Consider the following 21,850-nt stretch of genomic DNA (forward strand, 5'->3'; position numbering starts at 1 on the left):
TTATCCTTTGTAGAGTTTGGGGTTCAGGACGTCGCGCATCCAGTCACCGAGCAGGTTGATGACCAGAACCAGCACAACAAGAACCACACCGGGAATGGCGGTGATCCACCAGCTGCCCGAGAAGATGTAGTCAAAGCCAGACGAGATCAGCGAGCCAAGCGAGGGCTGGCTTGGCGGCATGCCAAGACCCAGGAAGCTGAGGGAGGCTTCGGAGATGATTGCATTCGCCACCTGCACCGTTGAGATCACGAAAATCGGCGATAGAGAGTTTGGCAGAATGTGACGCACCATGATGCGGATCGGACCAAAGCCCAGCACACGGGCGCTGTCGATATATTCCTTCTTTTTCTCGGCCAGCACCGTTGCGCGGACTGTCCGGGCGTACTGGGGCCATTCGGCGACGCCGATCACCGCTATCAGGAAGTAGATCGCATATTGGTTGAAGGTCTCGCTGCCAAACATGGCTTGGGTCACGGCAAGAAAGATGATCGCGACCATCAGCGTCGAAAACGACAGCTGAATATCTGCGAGCCGCATCAAGAGACTGTCGATCCGCCCCCCGACGTATCCTGCCACCAAGCCGATGGAGATCCCTAGGAAAGCTTGGAGCGCAACAGCACAAAGGCCGATCAAAAGCGACAGGCGCGTTCCATAAAGGATCGTCGACCACAGATCGCGGCCCTGATCATCGGTGCCCAGAAAGAACTGCGGGTCCGCGCCGTCCACCCACATCGGTGGATATTCACTGTTCATGATGTCGATCTGGGCCGGATCGTAGGGATCGAACGGGGCCAAAACCGGTGCCAAGGTGGACGCGATTGCAATGATCAGAAAGATCGCAAGGGAAACAATTGCCACCGGGTTGCGGCGGAAACTGTAGCCCATGTTGGAATTCCACAGGCGGCTGAAGCGTGAGGGGGTAGGTTGGTTTGTGCTCAGGCTGCTCATGCGCCCATCCTCGCCAGGTTAACAGTTGGATTGACGAGACCGTAGATCAGGTCGACGATTGTGTTGGTGACGACAAAGATGAAGCCAACGACGATCAGATAGGCCACGATCAGGGGGGTATCGACGCGGTTCACGGCTTCGAGGAACATGAACCCCATGCCCGGCCACTGGAAAACGGTCTCGGTCAGAATGGTGTAGGCGACCATTGTGCCGATCTGTACACCACCCACCGTGATGACCGGCAGCAATGTATTCTTGAGAGCGTGGACAAAGTAGATCCGATATGGCCGGATCCCTTTTGCGCGGGCATATTTGACATACTCGCTCTGAAGGACTTCCATCATTTCGGCGCGGATCAGGCGGACAAAGAGTGGCAGCATGATTGACGCCAGTGCCACGGAGGGCAGCATAATGTGAACCCAGCCATCTGCCGTGGCAAAGTTGGTTTCCCAATAGCCGAAGACATGGACGACATCACCACGGCCATAAGAGGGGAACCAGCCCAATTCTACCGAGAAGACAAAGATCATCAGGATCGCTGTCAGGAAGACGGGAATGGAAATCCCGACGATGGACAGGCCCATGATGATACGGCTCAGGACAGAGTTGGGCTTGATCGCGGTATAGACGCCGAGGGGAACCGACAGGCCGATGATGATCAGCGTTGCCCCAGCCACCAGTTCCAGCGTCGCGGGAAGTTTCTTCAGGATGACGTCCAGCGCCGGTTCCTTGAAGAAATATGAGGTTCCCAGATCGCCCTGCAGCACATTGCCGAGGAAGCGGATGTATTGGGTCATAAAGCTGTCGTTCAGGCCCAGTTCGTCCCGAAGCTGCTGACGCACCTCTTCGGAAACGGATTGGCCAACGAGTTCGCGCAAGGGGTCGCCCAGATTGTCCTGGATCGCAAAGCCGATCAGCGAGATGGCGAACATCACCGCGATCGCTTGAAACACACGTTTCACGAGGTAAGCGAGCATGTTTTGATTACCTTCAGTCGGTCACTTGTTGATGGACACGAAACCACAAACGCCCGTCGGGCGGCAGGGACATGCCCATTAAGAAGTGCAATTTTCGGGAAGCTGGCGGTGTGACCGGGGCAGCAGGGCCGCCCCGGCCGGATCAGGATCACTCGACGACGAGATCACCAAAGTACGGGAAGTTCAGAGCATTCACGATTTTCTCTGCGTGGACACCTTCACGTGCACCCCAGGCAAGGTTCTGCCAGTGCAGCGGGATGAAGGCGGCTTCGTTGTAGAGAGTACTTTCCAGTTTGCTCAGCAGCTCGGCGCGCTTGGCCTGATCGGTTTCGGCATTTGCCTGCGCCATCAGGGCGTCTGCTTCCGGGTTGCAGTAGTTGCCGGAGTTGTACTGACCGTTGCCGGTTTCCGCATCCGGGCAGTGAGTCAGGAACTGGTGGAAGTTCGCGGAGTCTTCGGTGTCAGAGTGCCAGCCGATCATCATCATGTCTGCTGCGCGCTCGTCGAACTTGGGCCAGTACTGCGCCTTCGGCATGGTCTGCAGGTCAACCTTGATGTTGATCTTGGACAGCATCGAGGCAACGGCCTGTGCAATCTTGTCGTCATTCACATAGCGGTTGTTCGGCGCCATCATGGTGACGGTGAAGCCATCTGCATAGCCTGCTTCGGCCATCAGAGCTTTGGCTTTTTCCAGGTCGTAACGCGGAGTGAGAGCCGGATCATGGCCGAGGTAGCCAGCCGGGCTGGCCTGTGCGCCAACGGTGCCGAAGCCACGCATGATGCGATCAACGATACCTGCATTGTTGACGGCAAAGTCGATGGCCTGACGAACACGGGCATCCTTGAACGCTTCAACACGGTCCTGGTTCAGCTGGAACGTGATGATCCGGGTGCCGGGCATCGTGATCAGGGTTGTACCGTCGTGCTCTTCGACGCGCTTCAGGTCGGTCGGCGGAACCGGCGCGATAAAGTCCACATCCCCTGCCAGCAGAGCAGCAACGCGGGTCGGGTCTTCCTTGATCGGGGTCAGGATGATGTTGTCGACGTTGCCCTCGGATGCGGTGTCCCAGTAGCCGTCGAAGCGATCAAAGACCACTTTCACGCCTTGCTCACGCTCGGTGACGGTGAACGGGCCAGTGCCAGAGAGGTTGCGCGATGCAAAGCTGTCGCCGTGCTTGACCAGCTCGGACTTGTCTTTGCCGTCTTCGGTGGTGCCGGTGTAGAACGCGCTGTCCATCGGGAAGATGTAGGTCGCGGTGTGCAGGACCAGCGGATAGGGTTCTGAGGTTTTCAGATCAAACGTCAGATCATCCACAACTTCCACGTCGGTGAACGACGCAAAGATACCCTTGAAATCGGGGCTTTGCTTCAGGCGGTCAAAAGTCCAGTCAACGTCCTTGGCTGTCAGGGCATTGCCGCTGTGGAAGGTCACGCCATCGCGCAGCTTGAAGCGCATGGTTGTTTCGTCGATCTGTTCCCAGCTTTCCGCCAGGCGCGGCTCAAACTGAAGATCCTGCGTCCAGCGGACCAGCGGATCAAAAACCATATGCGACAGTTGCAGGGTGCCGCCGGACAGCTGCTCATGCGGGTCCAGCGAAACCGGGTCCGCGTCATAGGCAACCTTGACGGTCACTTCTGCCAGCGCAGCTGTTCCCAGCGTTGCCGACAGGGTCGCAACTGCGAGCGTGCTCGCGAAAAACTTCATAATTCGGTCCTCCCGTTACGGTGTTCTTTTTTATTCGGTACCGTAGGCCCCCAAAACAATCCAATGCCGATTGCAACGGTGCTATGCAAAATGGGTATAGTAAAAATAATGAATATAAAACAGATGCTTACAGCATGATCTTGCGTGCCCTGGTTGATGGCGCGCGACAGTTATGCGGAAAATGATGCATCCGATTTCAGCGCACAGCTGCGCGATATACGGACAAAAGCGGTGCTGACGGGACAGCACAGATGATCTGATGCCCCCCGAAATTGGTGGGTTGCAGGGGCAGAATCACTGCCAGACATCCGCGCGTCGCCCGCACTCTGTCCCTTATTTGGGAACAATGCCGACACTTGCTGATCTTTGTCTGCCTTCTGGCCGCATTAATGCAACGTTAACCATGTCTCGATGCCTGAAATTTGCCAGAGAGGCCGTAAAAACGTATCCCCTTTTAATCAATTTGTTCCACTTGTCTGATGAGGGGCCCCATGGCCAATGTATTTGTAGCCACCGTTCCTGGTGTTTCGTCTTTGCGTAATCGGTTGTCCTTTGACGGGCTGGAAAAGGGGCGCGAGGCCTTTACGACAGTTGTGTCCGACACAGAGCTGGAACAGGTCGGGTCAGACGGTTCCATCCTGAGATTGTTTGGCAATTTCTCTAGCGAAGATCAGGCCGAATGGATCATCTACGCGATCGACCATTCACTTGATGGTGCACCGATCATTTCCATGTCCGATCTGACGCTGAGCTTTTCAGATTTTTCATCACTCGGGTCGAGCGAACTTTCGCGGTTGATGCTGGCAGGTGACGACAGGATTTCGACGCTGCAAAATTCCGAAAGCAACCTGCGCACCTTCGGGGGCAATGATGAGGTGCTGCTGGGTTCTGGCAATGATGTGGTGCGGGCTGGCGGCGGCCACGATCTGGTGCGCGGAGAGTTGGGGGACGATCGCCTGATTGGCGGCTACGGGCGCGATACCTTGCACGGCAACGGAGGAGAGGACATCCTGCGCGGTGGCGTGGGGCGCGACCTGCTATTTGCCGGTGTCGGAAATGACGACGTCGGCGGAGGTGCGGGCGCTGACCGGCTGTTTGGCGGGCATGGGTCGGATGTTCTGCGCGGCGGTGCGGGTGCGGACCGGATCAATGGCGGCACCGGCGATGACACCATGTATGGTGGGGCCGGAGCGGATGTCTTTATCTTCAATCGGGGCGATCACACGGACCGGATCGTTGACTTTGAGGTTGGCGTCGACCGCATTCGCCTGAACCGAGGAGCCGAGAGCATGGATGACGTGGATTTCGGTCTCGTCGGAGACGATGTGGCAATCTACTTCGCCAACGTCACCGTGTTTGTGGAAAACACCACGATCGCCGAGCTGGATAACGCAGACAACTTCCTGTTCTGACCAGGGTCTGTTGTGGTGCCACCGGTGGCACCGGTTTTTGATACGCCTTGAGTCAGCGTCTTCGTGAAATGCTGTTTTCGGGGTAATCTCTATATGTCAGCGTGTTTGGCTGGCCCCATCAAGGAGGGAAAGAAGATGACATCTTTCAGCCGCAACCTGATTGCTGCCGTTGTTGGCATGGTGATCCCAGCCGTGGCCAGCGCTGACCCGATGCCGCGCAGTGCAAAGATCCCGGATACTCAGAAAGTCGCAAAGATCTACTCGGGCAAGACCGAGCTTTGGACGAACAACTGTGGCGGCGGCATCTATTTTGCACCTAACGGTCAGGCGCGCGCGTGGTGTGCGAATTCCAGCGACAACCTTGGGGCCGGCACATGGAGCATCGATGCGAACGGGCGCATGTGCCAGGATCTGATCTGGTACTATCCTGACGGCCGCCGCGCCGGTGCGAGCCCTAGCGATAGATCCTGCATCAGCCATGTGGTGGATGCCTGGGGCACAGTCTGGCGCAGTTGGCCAAACGATCCGGAGTGGTGGCCAGTGGACAAGAACGCAGGTTTTGTCCGGGGCTATAAATTCCAGACCGAAGTCAGCCAGACACGATCAAAACTCGGGTTTTGAGCATACCAAAGGCGCCCCAGTGGCGCCTTTGTTCTATTGGGCCCGGGTAAAAGCCACGCCAATGGCCCCGTCGCAGTTTTTTGCAATTCTTTGCGCTTTGGGCTTGCGACTCTCTCAGGACAGCAGTAAACCCCGCCGCAGTGGACCGATAGCTCAGCTGGATAGAGTACTTGACTACGAATCAAGGGGTCGGGGGTTCGAATCCTCCTCGGTCCGCCACTACCCCCACAAGATAATGCCTTTGAATTTGTCCGGTCGCCTAGACGTTTGGTCATGGCGTTTGCCGGGTGCTTGCCTGTGAATGCGGTGCTTTGACTGGCCAGCCGTCAGGTTCGACATATCCTGATGATCAAAGGCAGGATTGCCAAGACCAGGACAGCTCCAACAACATATGGTGCGCCGGGAAAGTAGATGCCTTGGTCATCGACAAAGGTCTCAAATACTCCGGTCAGTGCAATTGGGGCGGCGACGGCTGCAACTGACGACAGAGAAGCAATCACCCCCTGCACCAAACCTTGCTGATCATCCCCCACCCGATTGGCAGCAAAAGCGGTCATCAAGGGAGGGGCCATGTCGGATAGCGCTGCAATGGGCAGAAAGACGGCAACTGCCCAGATCGCACCTGCAAATCCAAATCCGACCATGCCGACGATCGCCGCGCCGCTGGCTAGTATAAGCGTTCGGCCATCGCCCAGGGTGCGGGTGAGCCGGGGTAACAGGCCCGCCTGCACAATCGCAATCAGGACACCGTATGCGGAAAGGCTGAGCCCAATGGTGAAGCCATCCCAGGCAAAGACTTCGCGTCCCCAAAAGGCCCATAGGGTAGGGTAGACGAGATTGGCAAATTCAAAAACGAAGATGCAGACCAATGGTGCGGCAAGGCCGGGAATGGCAAAGGCGCGCAAGATTGATCCAAAGGGGTTAAGGTCAGCTCTGCCGAAAGAACGACGGTTCTCTGGTTTGAGCGATTCCGGCAGGATGAACAACCCGAACGCAACATTCAGCGCGGAGAGGCCCGCGGCGATCCAGAACGGGGCAGTGATATGCAAGCCCGATGCCATGCCGCCAAGGGCAGGGCCAAGGACAAAGCCGATGCCGAAGGCGGCACCAATCATGCCAAAACTTGCGCCACGCTGCTCGGGCTTGGCAATGTCTGAGATATACGCGGTTGCCGTGATGTAGGTTGCCCCTGCCATCCCCGCGATGATCCGCCCCAGCAAGAGCACCCAATAGGTCTGCGCCATCGCCATGATCACATAATCCAGCGTCAGGGTCAGGAGAGCCGCGATCAGGATGGGTTTACGACCGTAGGCATCCGACAGGCTTCCGATAATTGGCCCGCACAAGAACATGGCAGCTGCATATGCGGACATCATGATCCCGCCCCATAGCGCGCCTTCGGCGGTGCTGGCTGCACCCACTCGGTCCATCAGATCGGGCATGATCGGAAAAACAATACCAATGCCGATGGCATCGATCATCAGGGTCGCAAGAATAAAGAGAAATGGGCCGGTCAGTTTCATGCGCCTAACGGATACGGGATCGGCGTGGGTGGCAAGTGTTAAAACCTGTCATTGCTTGCGCTCTTGCTCGCGCGCCCAGCAAATCGTTTTGCGATCAGCTGTTTTGGCAGTACCGTCGCCTGATGAGCCAGGGAATGGTGCCAAGAGAGCCCATCAGTCGGGGAGTGAAAAAGATGCTGGATCAGCAGAAGCTTGCGAATATTGCCCACTGGGCCGAACGTGTTGATCTGGCCGCGGCCTTTCGGTGGACGGCACGGCTCAATATGCACGAAGCCGTGGCGAACCATTTCAGCCTTGCGGTGAATGAAGACGGCACGCAGTTCCTCATGAACCCCAATCAGCGCCACTTTGCGCGCATCAAGGCGTCGGATCTTTTGCTTTTGGACGCCAATGATCCGACCACAATGGATCAGCCTGACGCGCCGGATCCAACGGCATGGGGTTTGCATGGCTCGATCCACCGTCTTTGCCCGCATGCGCGCTGTGTCATGCATGTCCATTCTATTCACGCCACGGTTCTGGCCTGTTTGGCAGACAGCACACTGCCTCCGATCGATCAGAATACCGCGACCTTTTATGGGCGCATGGTTGTGGACGAGCAGTTTGGCGGGTTGGCCTTTGAAGAGGAGGGGATGCGCTGCGCCCTGCTTTTGAAAGACCCGAAGGTGCGCGTCATGGTCATGGGCAACCACGGGGTTCTGGTGATCGGGGATAGCGTCGCTGATACGTTCAACCGGCTCTACTATTTTGAACGCGCCGCTGAGACCTATATCCGCGCGTTGCAGACCGGACAGCCGCTTCGAGTGTTGTCGGACGAAATTGCAGAAAAGACGGCGCAGGAGCTAGATGACTACCCCGATCAAGCAGACCGCCATCTGTCGGAGCTGAAAGCGATCCTGGACGAGGAAGGGTCAACCTACGCCAGTTGACCCCCTTCTTCCCGCTCAGGTGGCCGAGAAGGTGTCAAATGCTTTCAGGGCTTTGGCACTGTAGGCCATCGAGGGACCACCGCCCATGTAGGTTGCCATGGCGAGCGCTTCGCAGAATTCGTCTCTCGTCGTGCCAAGGCGCACCAAGGATTTAGTATGAAACCCAATGCAGGAGTCACACCGGGTGGCGATTGCGATGCCAAGCGCCATGATTTCCTTTGTTTTTTCGCTAAGGGCACCATTGGTTTTGGCGGCGGCCCCCATTGCGGCAAAGCCTTTCATGGTGGCAGGGACTTCCTTGGCGTAGGTGTTAATCTCACCTTCGATTTCAGACATGAATGCGGTCCAGTCCATCGACTTTGACTCCTTTTTTGTGAATGGGTCTAGCTTCGTTCATCCGACCCCATCCGACGTTCCAGCCAGCGGACACCTGCGCTGATGAGAAGAACAAGGATCAGGTATTCCAGGATCAGGAGTGTATAGATTTCAAGCGGCCGGTATTCCGTGACCACCAGCTCATTTGCCCGGCGGGTCAGTTCCTGCATTCCAATCACACTGGCAAAGGCGCTCATCTTCACGATGTAGATGAACTGATTTGCAAGCGGGGGCAGGATCCTGCGGATGGCCTGTGGCAGGATGACGTAGCGCATGGTTTGCGCATAGCTTAACCCGACCGTCTGGGCAGCTTCGCGTTGGCCCTTGGCGATGGACTGAATACCCGCTCTGTAGATCTCGGCTGTGAAGGCACTGTCCGACAGCGCCAGCGTGATGATGGCACCCCAGAATGGGTCAATCGGGACGTTCAGGTCCATCGACCTGAAGATGATCGGCAGGCCATAGAACACCCAAAACAACATCGGCAAAAGCGGGATGGCGCGGATCAGTTCGACATAGACCCTGTTCACGATGCGCCAGCCGCGTTTTTCCGACAGGCCCGGCAAAGCCACGAGAAGACCCAAGACAATGGAGATCACCGCCGCAATCACAGAGATCAGAATGGTGTCTCCCATGCCGGAAATGAGAAACTTGATATTGGTCCAGCCAGCCGCGGTTGTGGGGTCAATGACATACCAGCCCCATGTGGCGGAGGATCCGCAACCTGCCAGAACCGCGAGCGAGGCAAGCGCCAAGAGTGATGAAATCCGCATGGTCTGCCTCAGTGCTGAAGTATTTGCGACAAGAACGTCTTGCAGCGCTCTGACTTTGGGTTGGTAAAGAAATGGTCCGGCGGACCCTGTTCAACGATTTCGCCGCCATCCATGAAGACCATCTTGTCCGCAACCTTGCGGGCAAAACCCATTTCGTGGGTGACCACCACCATGGTCATACCGTCCTGCGCGAGGGTGATCATGACATCTAGAACTTCGGCGATCATTTCTGGATCAAGGGCTGAGGTCGGCTCGTCAAAAAGCAGTACCTTGGGTTCCATGCATAGGGCTCGCGCGATTGCGACGCGCTGTTGCTGGCCACCAGACAATTGCGAGGGGCGTTTGTCTGCCTGATCGGGGATGCGCACGCGTTCCAGATAACGGCGCGCGCGCTCTTCGGCCTCTTTTCGGTTCAGGCCGAGGGCCTTTGTCGGCCCCAGCGTGAGGTTTTCCAGAACGCTTAGGTGCGGAAATAGATTGAACTGCTGAAAGACCATTCCAAGATCGCCCTGCATAGCCCTGTAGCTGCGGGGGTCATTGGTGATCTCTTGGCCAAAGACGCGGATGATGCCGGTGTCATGTGGCTCAAGTTTGTTGATGCAGCGCACAACAGTTGACTTGCCAGATCCCGACGGCCCGCAGATCACGACCTTTTCACCGCTGGCCACCGCGAGATCGATATCTTTGAGGACATGGAATGTGTCATACCATTTGTTGACACCGCGCAGCTCGATTGCCGAAGCAGCCATATGATTTCGCTTTTTTTGAACTAGTTCTGGGAAGTCGACTTTATTGGGTTATATTTTTCGATCTGCGTTTATCAAGGCGCAAACCCTTGGTGCCGAAAAAGTGAAATTCTCCGTGGGAGCGAAACATGAAGCAATTCCTCAAAGCCGCCGCTGTTGCAGCGCTGGGTCTGATCAGCGCCGGTGGCGCATCTGCGCAATCTGCGCTCAACGAAATTCTGGACAGTGGCGTCATGAAGGTTGGCACCACCGGTGACTGGAACCCGATGAGCCTGCGTGACCCGGCGACAAACAGCTACAAGGGATTTGATATCGACATCATGACCGAGCTTGCCAAAGACCTCGGTGTCGAAGTCGAGTTCGTTCCGACAGATTGGAAAACGCTCGTGAATGGCGTGGTTGCAGGCCAGTATCATCTAACCGGATCTGCGTCGATTTCGCCTGCCCGTATGAAGGTCGCAGGGTTCTCGGAGAGCTATATTTCGGTTGAGATGTATCCCTTCACCACTGAAGACAAGGCTGGCCGTTTTGATGGCTATGACTCGATCAACAACCCGGATGTGACCGTCGCGACGACCCTGGGCACCGTGTTTGAGAAAAACGTGCGCGAATGGTTCCCGCAGGCAACGATCAAAGTGGTAGAGGCCCCCGCACGCGGTTTTCAGGAAGTTCTGGCCGGGCGGGCGGACGTTTTTATCACGTCGAATATTGAAGGGGCGACACTCACCTCGAAATTCCCGGTCGTGCGTGTGACCAACGCCGAAGCCCGATCGCCAACCGCCATCGCGATGCTGTTGCCGCAGGCGGATCAGGTTTGGATCAACTATGTGAACAACTGGGTCAAGGTAAAGCAGACCACTGGTTTCTTTGAAGGGATCAAGGAAAAATGGGGTCTCTGAGCTGAGGCTCAAATGAAAAACGCCCGGCGAAAGCCGGGCGTTTTGTGATTTTGAAACAGGGCTTTATTCCGCAGCGGTGCGATAGGCATTGCTGGGAAAGTGGGCGATGTCTGCCGTCGCGCCATCGGTCTGGAAGTCGGCAACAAGACGAGACAGGTTTGTGGTCTCCTGGTCCAGCGACGTGCAGGCCGCGGCTGTTTCTTCGTACATTGCCGCGTTTTGCTGCTGCGCTGTTTCGAGGCTGCGCATGGCACCATTGAGTTCCGAAATGCCCTGCGACTGTTCATCGGCCTGTTTGGCGATGTCCCCGACATGATCCGAGATACTGCCGATGGAGTCGATGATCGTCTGCAGCGAGTCATTGGTTTTGCCCACGAGATTGACACCATGAGCCACCTGATTTCCGGATGCGGTGATCAGTTCCTTGATCTCATGCGCCGCGTCGGATGAGCGAAGCGCAAGGTTTCGCACTTCTGCCGCCACGACAGAGAAACCAAGGCCGGCTTCGCCAGCGCGGGCTGCTTCGACGCCTGCGTTGAGAGCCAGAAGGTTCGTCTGGAACGCGATGTCATCAATCATGCCGGTGATCTGAGTGATTTTTTCAGAGGTCTGAGCGATGGAGTCCATCGCGGTCACGGTTTCATTTGCAATGACAGAGCTGTTTTTTGCGTGCTGGTTGACCGAGGCCACAAGGGTTTCGGTTTCCCGCGCACCGTTGGCCACATGCTTGACGGTCTGCGTCAGCTCATTCAGCGCGGTGGCTGTTTCTTCCAATTGCATTGCCGAATGTTCGGTGCGCTGTGAAAGATCGTTTGAGGCAGTGGTAATTTCGCTGACCCCGCGGTCGATAGACTCCGCAGATACGCTGATGGCATCGATCAGGTGACTGAGCTGCTCGACCATGTTGTTGTAGTCACGGCGCAGCTGTTCATAGCGCCCTGGCAGCTCTCGATCGATCTTGGCGTTCAGCTGGCCACCAGCCAGTTTCTGCAACCCATCAGCAAGGGATTGCACAACCATGTCCTGATCCGCCTGTTCCTGTTTGCTGTTGGCTTCCATTGTTTCCTTTTCCGCCAGCCCCTGACGCAGGGTCTCGATGGAGACGGCCATATCAGCGATCTCGTCTTTGCGGGTCGGAATATCGATTGGTGTGTGAACCCGGCCAGAGGACAGCTCGTTCACTGCGGTCAGCATCTTGTTCAGTGGGCGACGGACAAGGGATCGCGCAGTGAAGAAGATCGTCACAAGCGTCATGGCAAGCAGGAGGGCGCTGCTGACCAGCTCCTTGTAGATGCTTTCCATCACTGGAGTGACAAAGACATGGCGGGGCACGTCCATCACCAACACCCACGTCTTGTTCATGCCATAAGCCGAGAACGGGAAGAACAGTCGGGTGTCGCCGTTTGGCAGATCACTGACGATCTGGGTTTCACCGGTTTCAAGAGCGGCCTGAAACGCAGCTGCGCCATGCCCCTCAAAGGCTTGTGTGATCAGATCGGTTTGTGGATGAGCCAGCCATTTGCCACCTTGGCCAAGCAGCATGACGTTGCCGCCGTCAAAGACGGAAAGTTCGTTCACAAACCCGGCCAGCTGATCGAGGATGATGTCGACACCTGCGACCGCGATGATCTGATCCTTGGCGAAGACGGGCACCGAAACCGAGGTCAGAAGCCGCCCCTCGTCAGAGAGATAGGGCTCGGTAATGACGCTTTGGCGGGTGACTTGCGGCAAGCGATACCATTCTGCGGTGCTTGTCGGGTCAACGCCAAAGGTTTCAAAATTCAAACTGCCGTTGGATGACTTGGTCCAGTAAGGAGTGAACACGCCATCTGCGTTGCGGCCCTCGGTTCCTTGGATAAAGTCTTCAGTAGCGCCATCCGGGATCGCGGACAGCCAAGAGGAGAAGACCATCTCATATCGGCCTGGAACCCCTTCCAGTATCTTGATGATGTCGGCGGTCGACGCTTTGCCGTCTTGCACAAATCCGGATACGGCGCCGCCGAGAGCGGCAGCAGCTGAGGTGGCTTCGGTCAGTTCGGCAGAGAGGTTCTGGGAAATGTCCGAGGCGCTTTGCGTCGCCATTTCCAGAATGCGGTCTTCGACTTCTGCCGAGACGGTGAAGGCACTGTAGGTGGTAAAGCAGATCACTAGCGCGGTAATCGCGATGGTGATCGCCGCCAGTAGCTTGCCAGAGATCGTGTGAAACGGAGCGAGCATATTGGTGTGGTCCTGTTGAATGAGCACGTCTGCCCATTCAATTCCACGGCTGTCTGAACAAAGTGTTGACCGGTTCGGCGAAACGGCGCGGGAACGCGTTTTCCCGGCATGGGCTAGGTCGCATTTTATCTGTTGCGCCAAACTTGGGGGCAGTGCGGTATTGCACTGCCGTCGCAGCAGCAAGTTTGCGACATTTGGCTTGGACTGCTGCCTGTCCGTAAGCAGGTGATTCCATATCCAGACGCTCATCACGACTGCCTTGTCCGGCAGCTAGGCCAAGGCGCCTGCGAAAATGATAAGACGCGCGGGGCAGTGGGCAGAGAAAACTGTGGATTGGCGGTTTCGGATCTGTTTGCCTAGGCATGCCGCCGCTTGGCCGCCACGAGAAGGGACAGCATCATGGATCCATCAGGTAAACTCGCCGTCGTAACCGGAGCCGGTGCAGGCATTGGCCGCGAAATCTGCCGAAAGCTATCTGCCGCGGGCGCCAGGGTTGTTGTGTCTGATCTGGATGCCGAGGCTGCCGCTGCCGTGGCTGCGGACCTTGATGGGTTGGCCTATGGATGTGACGTCAGCAAGGAACAGGACATTGCCGCGATGATTTCCTCAGTCGAGAGGGACGTCGGGCCGATTGATATCTTTGTGTCGAACGCCGGTGTTTTGACGGGGGTGGATTTGTCCTTTGACAACGCCGCGGGCGCGCCTGACGCTGTCTGGGAAATGGCTTGGGCAATCAATGTTCTTGCCCATGTTCGCGCGGCTCGGCAGCTTATTCCGCTAATGACTGGCCGTGGTGGGGGGTATCTGGTCAACACCGTTTCGGCGGCGGGATTGCTGACGCAGGTGGGCGCGGCGGTCTATTCCACGACGAAGCACGCGGCGATGGGGTTTGCCGAAAACCTCGCGATCACCCATATGAAAGACAACATCCGGGTGAGCGTTCTGTGTCCTCAATATGTTGATACCGGCATGATAGAGGGGGTTTCGGGTGGCGTTCTGAGCCTGTCGGAAATCCTTTCCCCCTCCCAAGTTGCCGATTGTGTGGTGGAAGGCATCAGGAACGAGCGCTTTTTGATCCTGCCACACGACTGTGTTGCAGACTACTATGCCAAAAAGGCCGCTGACCCTGATCGTTGGATCGATGCGATGGCCGGTCTGCAGGCCAAGATCGCTCAGATCTGACATGCGCTGGTCAAAAACGCCGCCCATTCCAGGTCTGGGCGGCGTTTTTGCATTGGTGTTCGTCAGCCCCGCTGGCCAGCCAGATGTTCAAGGATGCGGGCATAGTTGGTTTCCCCTTGCGCGCCGGTCACAAGATGCTGGCGGTCAAACACCATGGCGGGCACACCTGTCACACCACGAGAGGTCCAGAACTGCTCTTTTGCGCGCACCTGCTCTGTGCGGTCACCGCTGTCGAGCATGGCGGCTGCTGCAGTCCGGTCGAGCCCGATGCTGTCTGCGATATCAGCCAGTACCTCAGGATCGTGGAGATCTTTTCTGTCGGTGAAATAGGCGTTGAACAAGGCCAGTTTGGCCTCTTGGCCACGTCCCTGATCTTCGGCCCAGTCAATCAGCTGATGGGCGCGAAATGTGTTCACGATCCGCATGTCATCGCTAAAGCGGAACGCGAAGCCCAGCTCTGCGCCAAGGGAGGTCAGCCGGTCGCGGGCCTGTTGGGATTCGGCGGCTGTGCTACCATATTTTCGGCTGATATGTTCGCGCAGGTTTTCGCCTTCATCTTCCATCTGCGGGTTCAGCTCAAAAGGGTGCCAGTGGATGTCGAGCGCGATACCGGTGTCTTTTGCGGCTTTGGCCAGTTGGCTATAGCCCACGACACACCAAGGGCAGACGACGTCCGAGACGATATCAACACGAATGGGTTCAGGGGTGTCGGTCATTGAAATTCCTTTCAGTAGGCCGGGTGGCCCAGGGGATCTATTGTATCAATCTGAGTGCGCCCGCAAAACTGCGGGCGCTGTCAGTCTCTGCTCTAGGCCGCGACGCCGTCTGCGTGCTGGAATGCTGCATCGAGATGGGCATCAAAACGTTGCAGATCCGCTTCGACCTCGGGGGCCTTCATGACATCATTGGCCATGAACGTCGGCAAGGCCGTCAGGCCAAAGAACTTGAACACCAGGTGCTGGGGTTTCAGCAAATCATCAATGCCGTCGCCTTGAAGGAATGGCTCGGACGGGGTGTCAAATGCCTCTTTCGGTGCGTTTAGGGTCACGGACAGCAGATATGTCTTACCCTGCAGCGTGCCGCCCATTCCGTAGTTCGACTTGGGGTTTGCCTCGGTGCGGCCATCACCGTTTGCCAATCGCCCGTCCATCGCTGCGGTGTAGACTTCGTCCATGTATTTCTTGAACGACCACGGCACGCCCATCCAGTGCACCGGAAACTGCAGGATGATGGTGTCGGCCCACAGATGGCTGGCGATCTCCGCATCTGCATCATAGCCTTCCGCGACGGTGGTGAGGCGCACCTCATGGCCTTGTGCCTCGAGCCGGGATTTTGCGCGCTCAGCAAAAGTCGCGTTGAGCTTTCCGGGTGCAAACTCGTAGGGCTGCGCTGCATTCAGAATAAGAACTTTGGACATTGTGTTTTCCTGATTGTCGATATGTCTCGTCGCGTTGAGGGAGAGGTGAGAGACTAGACAAGGAAATTCAACCAGTTTACTTTTTGTAACCTACTACTTTTTTGTGAACGACGCCCATGGCAATCACTGAAACACCTGTAAAAACGCAACGCAGACGCGCGTTGTTTGCCTGTGGAGAGCCCTGCCCGATTGAGCGCGGTATGCGTATTCTGGGCGGCAAATGGACGGCCTCGATCCTGTGGCACCTGAAAGACGGCCCAGTCCGTTTCAACGAATTGTCCCGTATGATCCCGGGAGCGTCCAAGAAAATGATCACCGAACGGCTGCGCCAGTTGGAGGCACAGGGCCTTGTGTCGCGCCAGGTGCTGGATACGGCACCGGTGTCAGTTCAGTACGAGGTTACGCACCTGGGATGCTCGGCGTTGGGTTTTCTGGATCAGCTCCGGACCTGGACGGATAGCCTGCCTGGCGCAGAAGACTGATTTCGCGCTCTTGGGGCAGATGAAAAAAGCCACGCCAACCGCTAGGCGGAGGCGTGGCTTCTGGTGTGACTACCTAAGGAGGGAGAGAGGGGCAGTCACATAACTCTATTTTCGCCAGACAGGCCTTCGTTCTGGCGAAAACGGGTAGGGCGAACCGTTTCGGGTGCTACCCCACGAAACGCACTACGGCGGATGACGTCAGGGGAATGACCATAGGTCTCACGGATGTGCTGGCTCAGGTTTTGGTAGCTGCCAAAACCAGTCGCAACAGCGACCTGACGAACGGGAATATCGGTCTGTGTCAACAGCTGGTGTGCACGTTCGGTCCGCAACGCCCTGTAGACGCTCAGCGGGGAGCGCTGGAAATGACGGGTGTAGCGCCGCTGCAGGCATCGGGTCGAGACGCTGAGGCTCTCGGCAAGCTCAGCAACAGAAAGCGGGGCCTCAATGTGGTCTTGCATCACCGCCAGAGACTGGGAAATCAGCGTATCGCCTGCGGATTTTTGTTCGAGGTTCAGCGCGACCCGGCTCTTGGTTGGGCCTTTGCGGGCCTCTAGCCCAAGATAGTTTGCCATGCCGTCCGCAGCCAGTCGGCCACAGTCGGCCGAGATGATGTCAATAAGCATGCGTGGCGCGGCAAAGCTGCTGATTGCAGAGTGCACGGAGCCCGATACCGCGGTGGAAGCACCGGGTTCGCTTGAGAACAGGTTGCATTCACCGGCCGAGGCCTGGAAGTTCGGATGGATCGCAAGATCCAAGTCCTGACCGCGCTCCAATTCGTGCAACAGGAAAATCGCGCCACCTACGAAAGCCGTGCGATCGGCCACGCGCATGACCTGATTGACCCGGGCACGTTCCTTGGAGTCGAGCTGCCAGCGTTGTTGAATATCGCCCAGAAAGATCACCAGACGACGCGGCCGCGCGGCGGCAGGATCGCTGGACAGGGCCTCAAGCGGGCAGACGCGGACGCGGTAATACACATCGTCAAGCAGATGGTTGGCAGCATGAAACAGGTCTGTGATCACCTGAGCCGCCGACCGAGACGCGCTCTCGGGCAGGATGACGTCGATATTGCGCTGTTTGCGGCCTTGTGGTGCCACGGCAAAATCGTTCTGGGCATGTTGCGTGGAGAAGTGGGTCATTGGTCTGCCTCTCGTACTGTGACGTGGATTGGGTCCGGACAGGGGTGCCGCCGGTCGGTACCGGCGACACCTCGGTTCTTGGAGCAGTGGCTTATTCAGCCGCCTCTGCGTAGTCCTCCATCGGAGGGCAGGTGCAGATCAGGTGACGGTCGCCATAGGCGTTGTCGACGCGGTTCACCGCGGGCCAGTATTTATCAACACCGAGGTTGCCCGGAGGGAAGCAGGCCTGCTCACGCGAGTAGGGACGATCCCATTCGCCGACCAGATCACGCACAGTGTGCGGTGCATGCTTCAGCGGGTTGTTTTCAGCATCGATTTTGCCGTCGATGATATCCTGCGCTTCCGAACGGATCGACAGCATGGCATCGCAGAAGCGGTCCAGCTCATCCTTGGGTTCGGATTCCGTCGGCTCGACCATCAGCGTGCCAGCAACCGGCCAGGACATGGTCGGAGCGTGGAAACCGCTGTCGATCAGACGCTTGGCCACATCGTCTACGGTCACACCACCCTCATCGTTGAGCGGGCGTGTGTCCAGGATGCATTCGTGCGCCACACGACCGGATTCGGAAGTGTAGAGGATCGGATATGCGTCCTGCAGACGGGCAGCGATGTAGTTTGCGTTCAGGATCGCCACTTTGGTCGCCTGCGTCAGACCTGCGCCACCCATCAGCAGGATGTAAGCCCAGGACACCGGCAGGATCGACGGCGAACCAAATGGTGCCGCAGAAACCGGACCCAGTGCAGAGCCATACTCCGGGTGGCCCGGCAGGTGCTCTGCCAGATGCGCTTTGACGCCGATCGGACCCATGCCGGGGCCGCCACCGCCGTGCGGAATGCAGAAGGTCTTGTGCAGGTTCAGGTGGCTGACGTCGCCGCCAATGTCACCTGGACGGGACAGACCGACCATCGCGTTCATGTTCGCGCCATCGATGTAGACCTGACCGCCGTGGTCGTGGGTGATCTGGCAAACCTCCTGAACGGTGGTTTCGAACACGCCGTGGGTCGACGGGTAGGTGATCATGCAGGCTGCGAGGTGGTCAGAGTGCTTCTCTGCCTTCTCGCGGAAGTCTGCGACATCGATGTTGCCGTTGGCGTCCGCTTTGATCGGAACAACCTTCCAGCCCACCATCTGCGCCGAGGCAGGGTTGGTGCCGTGTGCAGAGGTCGGGATCAGACAGACGTTGCGGTGCGCCTCGCCACGCGATGCGTGGTAGTTGCGGATCGTCAGCAGGCCCGCATATTCGCCCTGTGCGCCGGAGTTCGGCTGCTGGGAGATCGCGTCATAGCCGGTAATCTGGCACAGCTTGTCGTTCAGATCATCGATCATCTGGTGGTAGCCTTGCGCCTGATCTTCTGGGCAGAAGGGGTGCAGGTTGCCAAATTCCGGCCAGGTGACCGGGATCATTTCGATGGTCGCGTTCAGCTTCATGGTGCAGGAGCCAAGCGGGATCATTGCGCGGTCCAGCGCCAAGTCACGGTCCGCCAGGCGGCGCATGTAACGGGTGATCTCAGCCTCGGCCCGGTTCTTGTGGAAGATCGGGTGAGTCAGATACTCGCTCTCGCGCAGCAGGGTTTCCGGCAGGCGGTATTGCTTGTTGGAGCTGTCGTCCTTGCGATCGATGCCAAAGGCACCCCAGACGGCCTCGATGGTTTCGGGGCGGGTCTGTTCGTCGAGAGAGATGCCAACTTTGGTCTCGCCAACTTTGCGCAGGTTGATGCCACGCTGAACAGCAGCTTCCATGACGGTTTTCTGCAGGTGGCCAACTTCGACGGTGATGGTGTCGAAGAAGACTTCCGGCTCAACCTTGAAGCCTGCCTCTTCCAGACCTGCGGCCAGACGCGCGGTCTTGCGGTGCACGGATTGCGCGATCGCTTTGATGCCATCGGGACCGTGATAGACGGCATACATCGACGCAATAACAGCCAGCAGCGCCTGAGCAGTACAGACGTTGGAGTTGGCCTTTTCGCGGCGGATGTGCTGTTCACGGGTCTGCAGCGACAGACGGTAGGCTTTGTTGCCACGTGCGTCGATCGACACGCCGATGATGCGGCCCGGCATAGAGCGCTTCAGCTTGTCGGTGGTCGCCATATACGCAGCGTGCGGGCCACCATAGCCCATCGGCACGCCGAAACGCTGGGTGGAGCCGACGGCGATGTCCGCGCCCATTTCACCAGGAGATTTCAGCAGTGCAAGCGACAGGATGTCAGCCGCAACAACCGCAATGCCCTTGTGCTCGTGCAGGGCGGCGATCTGGTCGGTGAAATCAGTCACATGGCCGTTGGTGCCGGGGTACTGGAAGATGGCGCCAAATACTGCACCTGCGTCCAGCTCGCTCGGCTCGGCAACCACAACGTCGATGCCCAGAGGCTCGGCGCGGGTCTTGATGACGGCGATGGTCTGCGGGTGGCAGTTCTTGTCGACAAAGAAAGCTGCGTTGTTCGCCTTGGAACGTGCGCCGCGATGCGCCATCGCCATTGCTTCTGCTGCGGCGGTTGCCTCGTCCAGCAGGGATGCGTTGGCAATGTCGAGACCGGTCAGGTCGCTGACCATGGTCTGGAAGTTCAGCAGCGCTTCAAGGCGACCCTGGGAAATCTCGGGCTGGTAGGGCGTGTAGGCCGTGTACCATGCCGGGTTTTCCAGAATGTTGCGCAGGATAGGCGCCGGGGTGGTGGTGCCATAGTAGCCCTGACCGATCAGCGAGGTCAGCACTTTGTTCTTGGAAGCCACTTCCTTCATGTGGAAGAGGGCGTCGCGCTCGGTCATCGCCGGGCCCCAGTCGAGGGCCTCTTTCTGGCGGATGGCAGGCGGTACGGTGGCGTCGATCAGCTCGTCGAGCGTGTTGAAGCCGATGGTCTGCAACATGTCCGCCATTTCGCGCGGAGACGGGCCGATGTGGCGGCGATTTGCGAAGTCGTAGGCTTCGTAATCAGTCAGTTTGAAGGCCATTGGTGATGTCCTAGTTCAGAGTTTCCCCGCCGGACCATACCGGCGGGGGGAAGGGTCTTGGTTAGCCGATCAGGGCTTTGTAGCCGTCCAGATCCATCAGATCTTCCAGCTGGGAGCTGTCGGACAGCTTGATCTTGTAGATCCAGGCTGCTCCTTCGGGATCTTCGTTCAGCGCGCTGGGGTTGTCGGCCAGATCTTCGTTCACTTCGGTGATTTCACCATCGAGCGGAGCGTAGATTTCGGAAGCCGCTTTTACGGATTCGATGACGCCAATCTCGCCGCCTTTTTCGAATTCTTCACCGCTGTCCTGCTGTTCGATGAAAACAACTTCACCCAGCTGGTCAGCCGCGTGCTTGGTGATGCCGAGTGTGGCGGTGTCGCCCTCAACAGTGATCCATTCGTGATCTTCGGAGTAATAAGTGGTCATTGCAGCTTCTCCTGGAGCTTAGCGTTTGTAGTTCTGGGTGACGAAGGGCAGGGCGACGATTTCCGCGTCATGTGCCTTGCCACGAATGATCAGCTTGACCTGTTCGCCGGGTTCGCCGTGACCGGCAGAAACGTAGCCCATTGCAACCGGGCCACCGACGGTGGGGCCAAAGCAGCCAGAGGTGATCTCGCCGATGGTGTTGCCTTCGGCGCACTGGATTTCGACGTGCTGACGCGCGGGTGCACGGCCAGACGGTTTGATGCCGACGAGTTTTTTCGCTGCACCCTCGGCAAGTTCTTTCTGGATGCGCGCGGCACCAGGGAAGCCGCCTTCTTCCTTGCGACGCTTCTGAATTGCCCAAGCCAGAGACGCCTCGATGGGGGATGTCGACTGGTCGATGTCATTGCCGTAGAGGCACAGACCCGCTTCCAGACGAAGGCTGTCACGCGCGCCAAGACCGGCAGGTTCGCAGTCATCATGAGCCAGGAACAGCTTGGTGATGCGAACGGCGTCAGCATCGGGAATGGAAATCTCGTAGCCGTCTTCACCGGTGTAGCCGAGGCGGGAGATACGGCATTCCACGCCATCAATGTCAGCCAGGACGGTTTCCATGAACTTCAGTTCGCGCGCGGCGGGGCACAGATCGCCCACAACATTTTCCGCAGCGGGGCCCTGAACGGCAACCAGAGCGCGGTCAAAGATCTCGGTGACTTCGACGCCTTCGAGGTTGGCCTTCATGTGCGGGATGTCCTGGTGACGCAGAGCAGCGTTGACCACGACAAAGAAATGATCACCGGCATTGGAGACGATAAGGTCGTCCATGATGCCGCCTTCTTCGTTGGTGAAGAAGCCATAACGGGCCTTGCCCTCTTTCAGGGTTGCGTAGGCCTGCGGGCAGATCGCCTCCAGCTTTTCACCGACGTTTTCGCCACGCAGGATTACCTGACCCATGTGGCTGACGTCGAACAGCGCGGCTTTTTCGCGGCACTGCTTGTGTTCGCCCATGATGCCCATGGGATACTGGACCGGCATTTCCCAGCCGGCGAAATCCACCATTTTGCCGCCCAGTTCGACGTGCAGATCATAAAGCGGGGTTCGTTTCGGCGCATTGGTCATAGCGTCTAGCCC

Annotated in this window: 20 protein-coding genes and 1 tRNA gene; 7 read left to right on the forward strand and 14 right to left on the reverse strand. The window is 57.7% G+C overall.

What is annotated here, in order from left to right:
• From KUV39_RS16170 to KUV39_RS16180, 3 genes are all read right to left on the reverse strand, one after another.
• Positions 1 to 948, reverse strand: a complete 948-nt coding sequence (locus KUV39_RS16170) for an ABC transporter permease (RefSeq protein ID WP_008563452.1) — start codon at positions 946 to 948, stop codon at positions 1 to 3.
• Complete coding sequence (locus KUV39_RS16175; protein ID WP_008563468.1) at positions 945 to 1,925, reverse strand: ABC transporter permease; 981 nt, start codon at positions 1,923 to 1,925, stop codon at positions 945 to 947. The genes KUV39_RS16170 and KUV39_RS16175 overlap by 4 nt, the downstream gene beginning before the upstream one ends.
• 148 nt (positions 1,926 to 2,073) lie before the next feature.
• A complete protein-coding gene (locus KUV39_RS16180) occupies positions 2,074 to 3,630 on the reverse strand; it encodes an ABC transporter substrate-binding protein (RefSeq protein ID WP_222460318.1) in 1,557 nt (518 codons plus the stop codon).
• 491 nt (positions 3,631 to 4,121) lie between these two features.
• Here KUV39_RS16180 and KUV39_RS16185 point away from each other — a divergent pair, with 491 nt between their 5' ends.
• The 3 genes from KUV39_RS16185 to KUV39_RS16195 all read left to right on the forward strand — a co-directional run bounded on the left by KUV39_RS16185 (position 4,122) and on the right by KUV39_RS16195 (position 5,882).
• Positions 4,122 to 5,042, forward strand: a complete 921-nt coding sequence (locus tag KUV39_RS16185) for a calcium-binding protein (RefSeq protein ID WP_222460319.1) — start codon at positions 4,122 to 4,124, stop codon at positions 5,040 to 5,042.
• Between the two features lie 135 nt (positions 5,043 to 5,177).
• Positions 5,178 to 5,663: a DUF995 domain-containing protein gene (locus KUV39_RS16190; protein ID WP_008563437.1), complete on the forward strand. Its 486-nt coding sequence runs from the start codon at positions 5,178 to 5,180 to the stop codon at positions 5,661 to 5,663.
• Positions 5,664 to 5,805: 142 nt separating this feature from the next.
• Positions 5,806 to 5,882, forward strand: a tRNA-Arg gene (locus tag KUV39_RS16195).
• Positions 5,883 to 5,989: 107 nt separating this feature from the next.
• Here KUV39_RS16195 and KUV39_RS16200 read toward each other — a convergent pair.
• Positions 5,990 to 7,186: an MFS transporter gene (locus tag KUV39_RS16200; protein WP_222460320.1), complete on the reverse strand. Its 1,197-nt coding sequence runs from the start codon at positions 7,184 to 7,186 to the stop codon at positions 5,990 to 5,992.
• Between the two features lie 173 nt (positions 7,187 to 7,359).
• On the opposite strand from KUV39_RS16200, the gene KUV39_RS16205 reads away from it, so the two are divergent.
• A complete protein-coding gene (locus KUV39_RS16205; RefSeq protein ID WP_046211979.1) occupies positions 7,360 to 8,115 on the forward strand; it encodes a class II aldolase and adducin N-terminal domain-containing protein in 756 nt (251 codons plus the stop codon).
• Positions 8,116 to 8,130: 15 nt separating this feature from the next.
• On the opposite strand, the gene KUV39_RS16210 is transcribed toward KUV39_RS16205, so the two are convergent.
• Genes KUV39_RS16210 through KUV39_RS16220 form a run of 3 tightly spaced genes read right to left on the reverse strand, consistent with a single transcriptional unit; the run spans position 8,131 to position 10,012 of the window.
• Entirely contained in the window at positions 8,131 to 8,469 is a 339-nt protein-coding gene (locus KUV39_RS16210) for a carboxymuconolactone decarboxylase family protein (RefSeq protein WP_008563551.1), read from the reverse strand.
• A gap of 29 nt (positions 8,470 to 8,498) precedes the next feature.
• Complete coding sequence (locus KUV39_RS16215) at positions 8,499 to 9,263, reverse strand: amino acid ABC transporter permease (RefSeq protein ID WP_222460321.1); 765 nt, start codon at positions 9,261 to 9,263, stop codon at positions 8,499 to 8,501.
• 8 nt (positions 9,264 to 9,271) lie between these two features.
• Positions 9,272 to 10,012 (reverse strand): amino acid ABC transporter ATP-binding protein, encoded by a 741-nt coding sequence (locus tag KUV39_RS16220; RefSeq protein WP_222460322.1) that lies wholly within the window; start codon positions 10,010 to 10,012, stop codon positions 9,272 to 9,274.
• A 125-nt stretch (positions 10,013 to 10,137) separates the two neighbouring features.
• Between KUV39_RS16220 and KUV39_RS16225 the strand changes: the two genes are divergently transcribed.
• Positions 10,138 to 10,908 (forward strand): transporter substrate-binding domain-containing protein, encoded by a 771-nt coding sequence (locus tag KUV39_RS16225; RefSeq protein WP_222460323.1) that lies wholly within the window; start codon positions 10,138 to 10,140, stop codon positions 10,906 to 10,908.
• A gap of 63 nt (positions 10,909 to 10,971) precedes the next feature.
• Here KUV39_RS16225 and KUV39_RS16230 read toward each other — a convergent pair whose 3' ends face one another.
• A complete protein-coding gene (locus KUV39_RS16230) occupies positions 10,972 to 13,152 on the reverse strand; it encodes a methyl-accepting chemotaxis protein (RefSeq protein WP_336512830.1) in 2,181 nt (726 codons plus the stop codon).
• Between the two features lie 372 nt (positions 13,153 to 13,524).
• Between KUV39_RS16230 and KUV39_RS16235 the strand changes: the two genes are divergently transcribed.
• Positions 13,525 to 14,307 (forward strand): SDR family oxidoreductase, encoded by a 783-nt coding sequence (locus KUV39_RS16235; protein ID WP_222460324.1) that lies wholly within the window; start codon positions 13,525 to 13,527, stop codon positions 14,305 to 14,307.
• A 62-nt stretch (positions 14,308 to 14,369) separates the two neighbouring features.
• On the opposite strand, the gene KUV39_RS16240 is transcribed toward KUV39_RS16235, so the two are convergent.
• Both KUV39_RS16240 and KUV39_RS16245 read right to left on the reverse strand, forming a co-directional pair.
• A complete protein-coding gene (locus KUV39_RS16240) occupies positions 14,370 to 15,023 on the reverse strand; it encodes a DsbA family oxidoreductase (protein WP_046211975.1) in 654 nt (217 codons plus the stop codon).
• Positions 15,024 to 15,115: 92 nt separating this feature from the next.
• Positions 15,116 to 15,724 (reverse strand): NAD(P)H-dependent oxidoreductase, encoded by a 609-nt coding sequence (locus tag KUV39_RS16245; protein WP_222460325.1) that lies wholly within the window; start codon positions 15,722 to 15,724, stop codon positions 15,116 to 15,118.
• Positions 15,725 to 15,840: 116 nt separating this feature from the next.
• Between KUV39_RS16245 and KUV39_RS16250 the strand changes: the two genes are divergently transcribed.
• Positions 15,841 to 16,206: a winged helix-turn-helix transcriptional regulator gene (locus KUV39_RS16250; RefSeq protein WP_008563412.1), complete on the forward strand. Its 366-nt coding sequence runs from the start codon at positions 15,841 to 15,843 to the stop codon at positions 16,204 to 16,206.
• Positions 16,207 to 16,301: 95 nt separating this feature from the next.
• Here the strand turns inward: KUV39_RS16250 and KUV39_RS16255 are convergent, their stop codons facing one another.
• From KUV39_RS16255 to gcvT, 4 genes are all read right to left on the reverse strand, one after another.
• Positions 16,302 to 17,348 (reverse strand): helix-turn-helix domain-containing protein, encoded by a 1,047-nt coding sequence (locus tag KUV39_RS16255; protein ID WP_222460326.1) that lies wholly within the window; start codon positions 17,346 to 17,348, stop codon positions 16,302 to 16,304.
• A 91-nt stretch (positions 17,349 to 17,439) separates the two neighbouring features.
• Entirely contained in the window at positions 17,440 to 20,295 is a 2,856-nt protein-coding gene (gene gcvP, locus KUV39_RS16260; protein WP_050687693.1) for an aminomethyl-transferring glycine dehydrogenase, read from the reverse strand.
• 61 nt (positions 20,296 to 20,356) lie between these two features.
• Entirely contained in the window at positions 20,357 to 20,722 is a 366-nt protein-coding gene (gene gcvH, locus KUV39_RS16265; RefSeq protein WP_008563446.1) for a glycine cleavage system protein GcvH, read from the reverse strand.
• An 18-nt stretch (positions 20,723 to 20,740) separates the two neighbouring features.
• A complete protein-coding gene (gene gcvT / locus KUV39_RS16270) occupies positions 20,741 to 21,838 on the reverse strand; it encodes a glycine cleavage system aminomethyltransferase GcvT (protein WP_008563444.1) in 1,098 nt (365 codons plus the stop codon).
• Between the last annotated feature and the right edge of the window lie 12 nt (positions 21,839 to 21,850).

The sequence above is a fragment of the Phaeobacter italicus genome, from assembly GCF_019801785.1.
In the GTDB taxonomy this organism is placed as follows: domain Bacteria; phylum Pseudomonadota; class Alphaproteobacteria; order Rhodobacterales; family Rhodobacteraceae; genus Phaeobacter; species Phaeobacter italicus.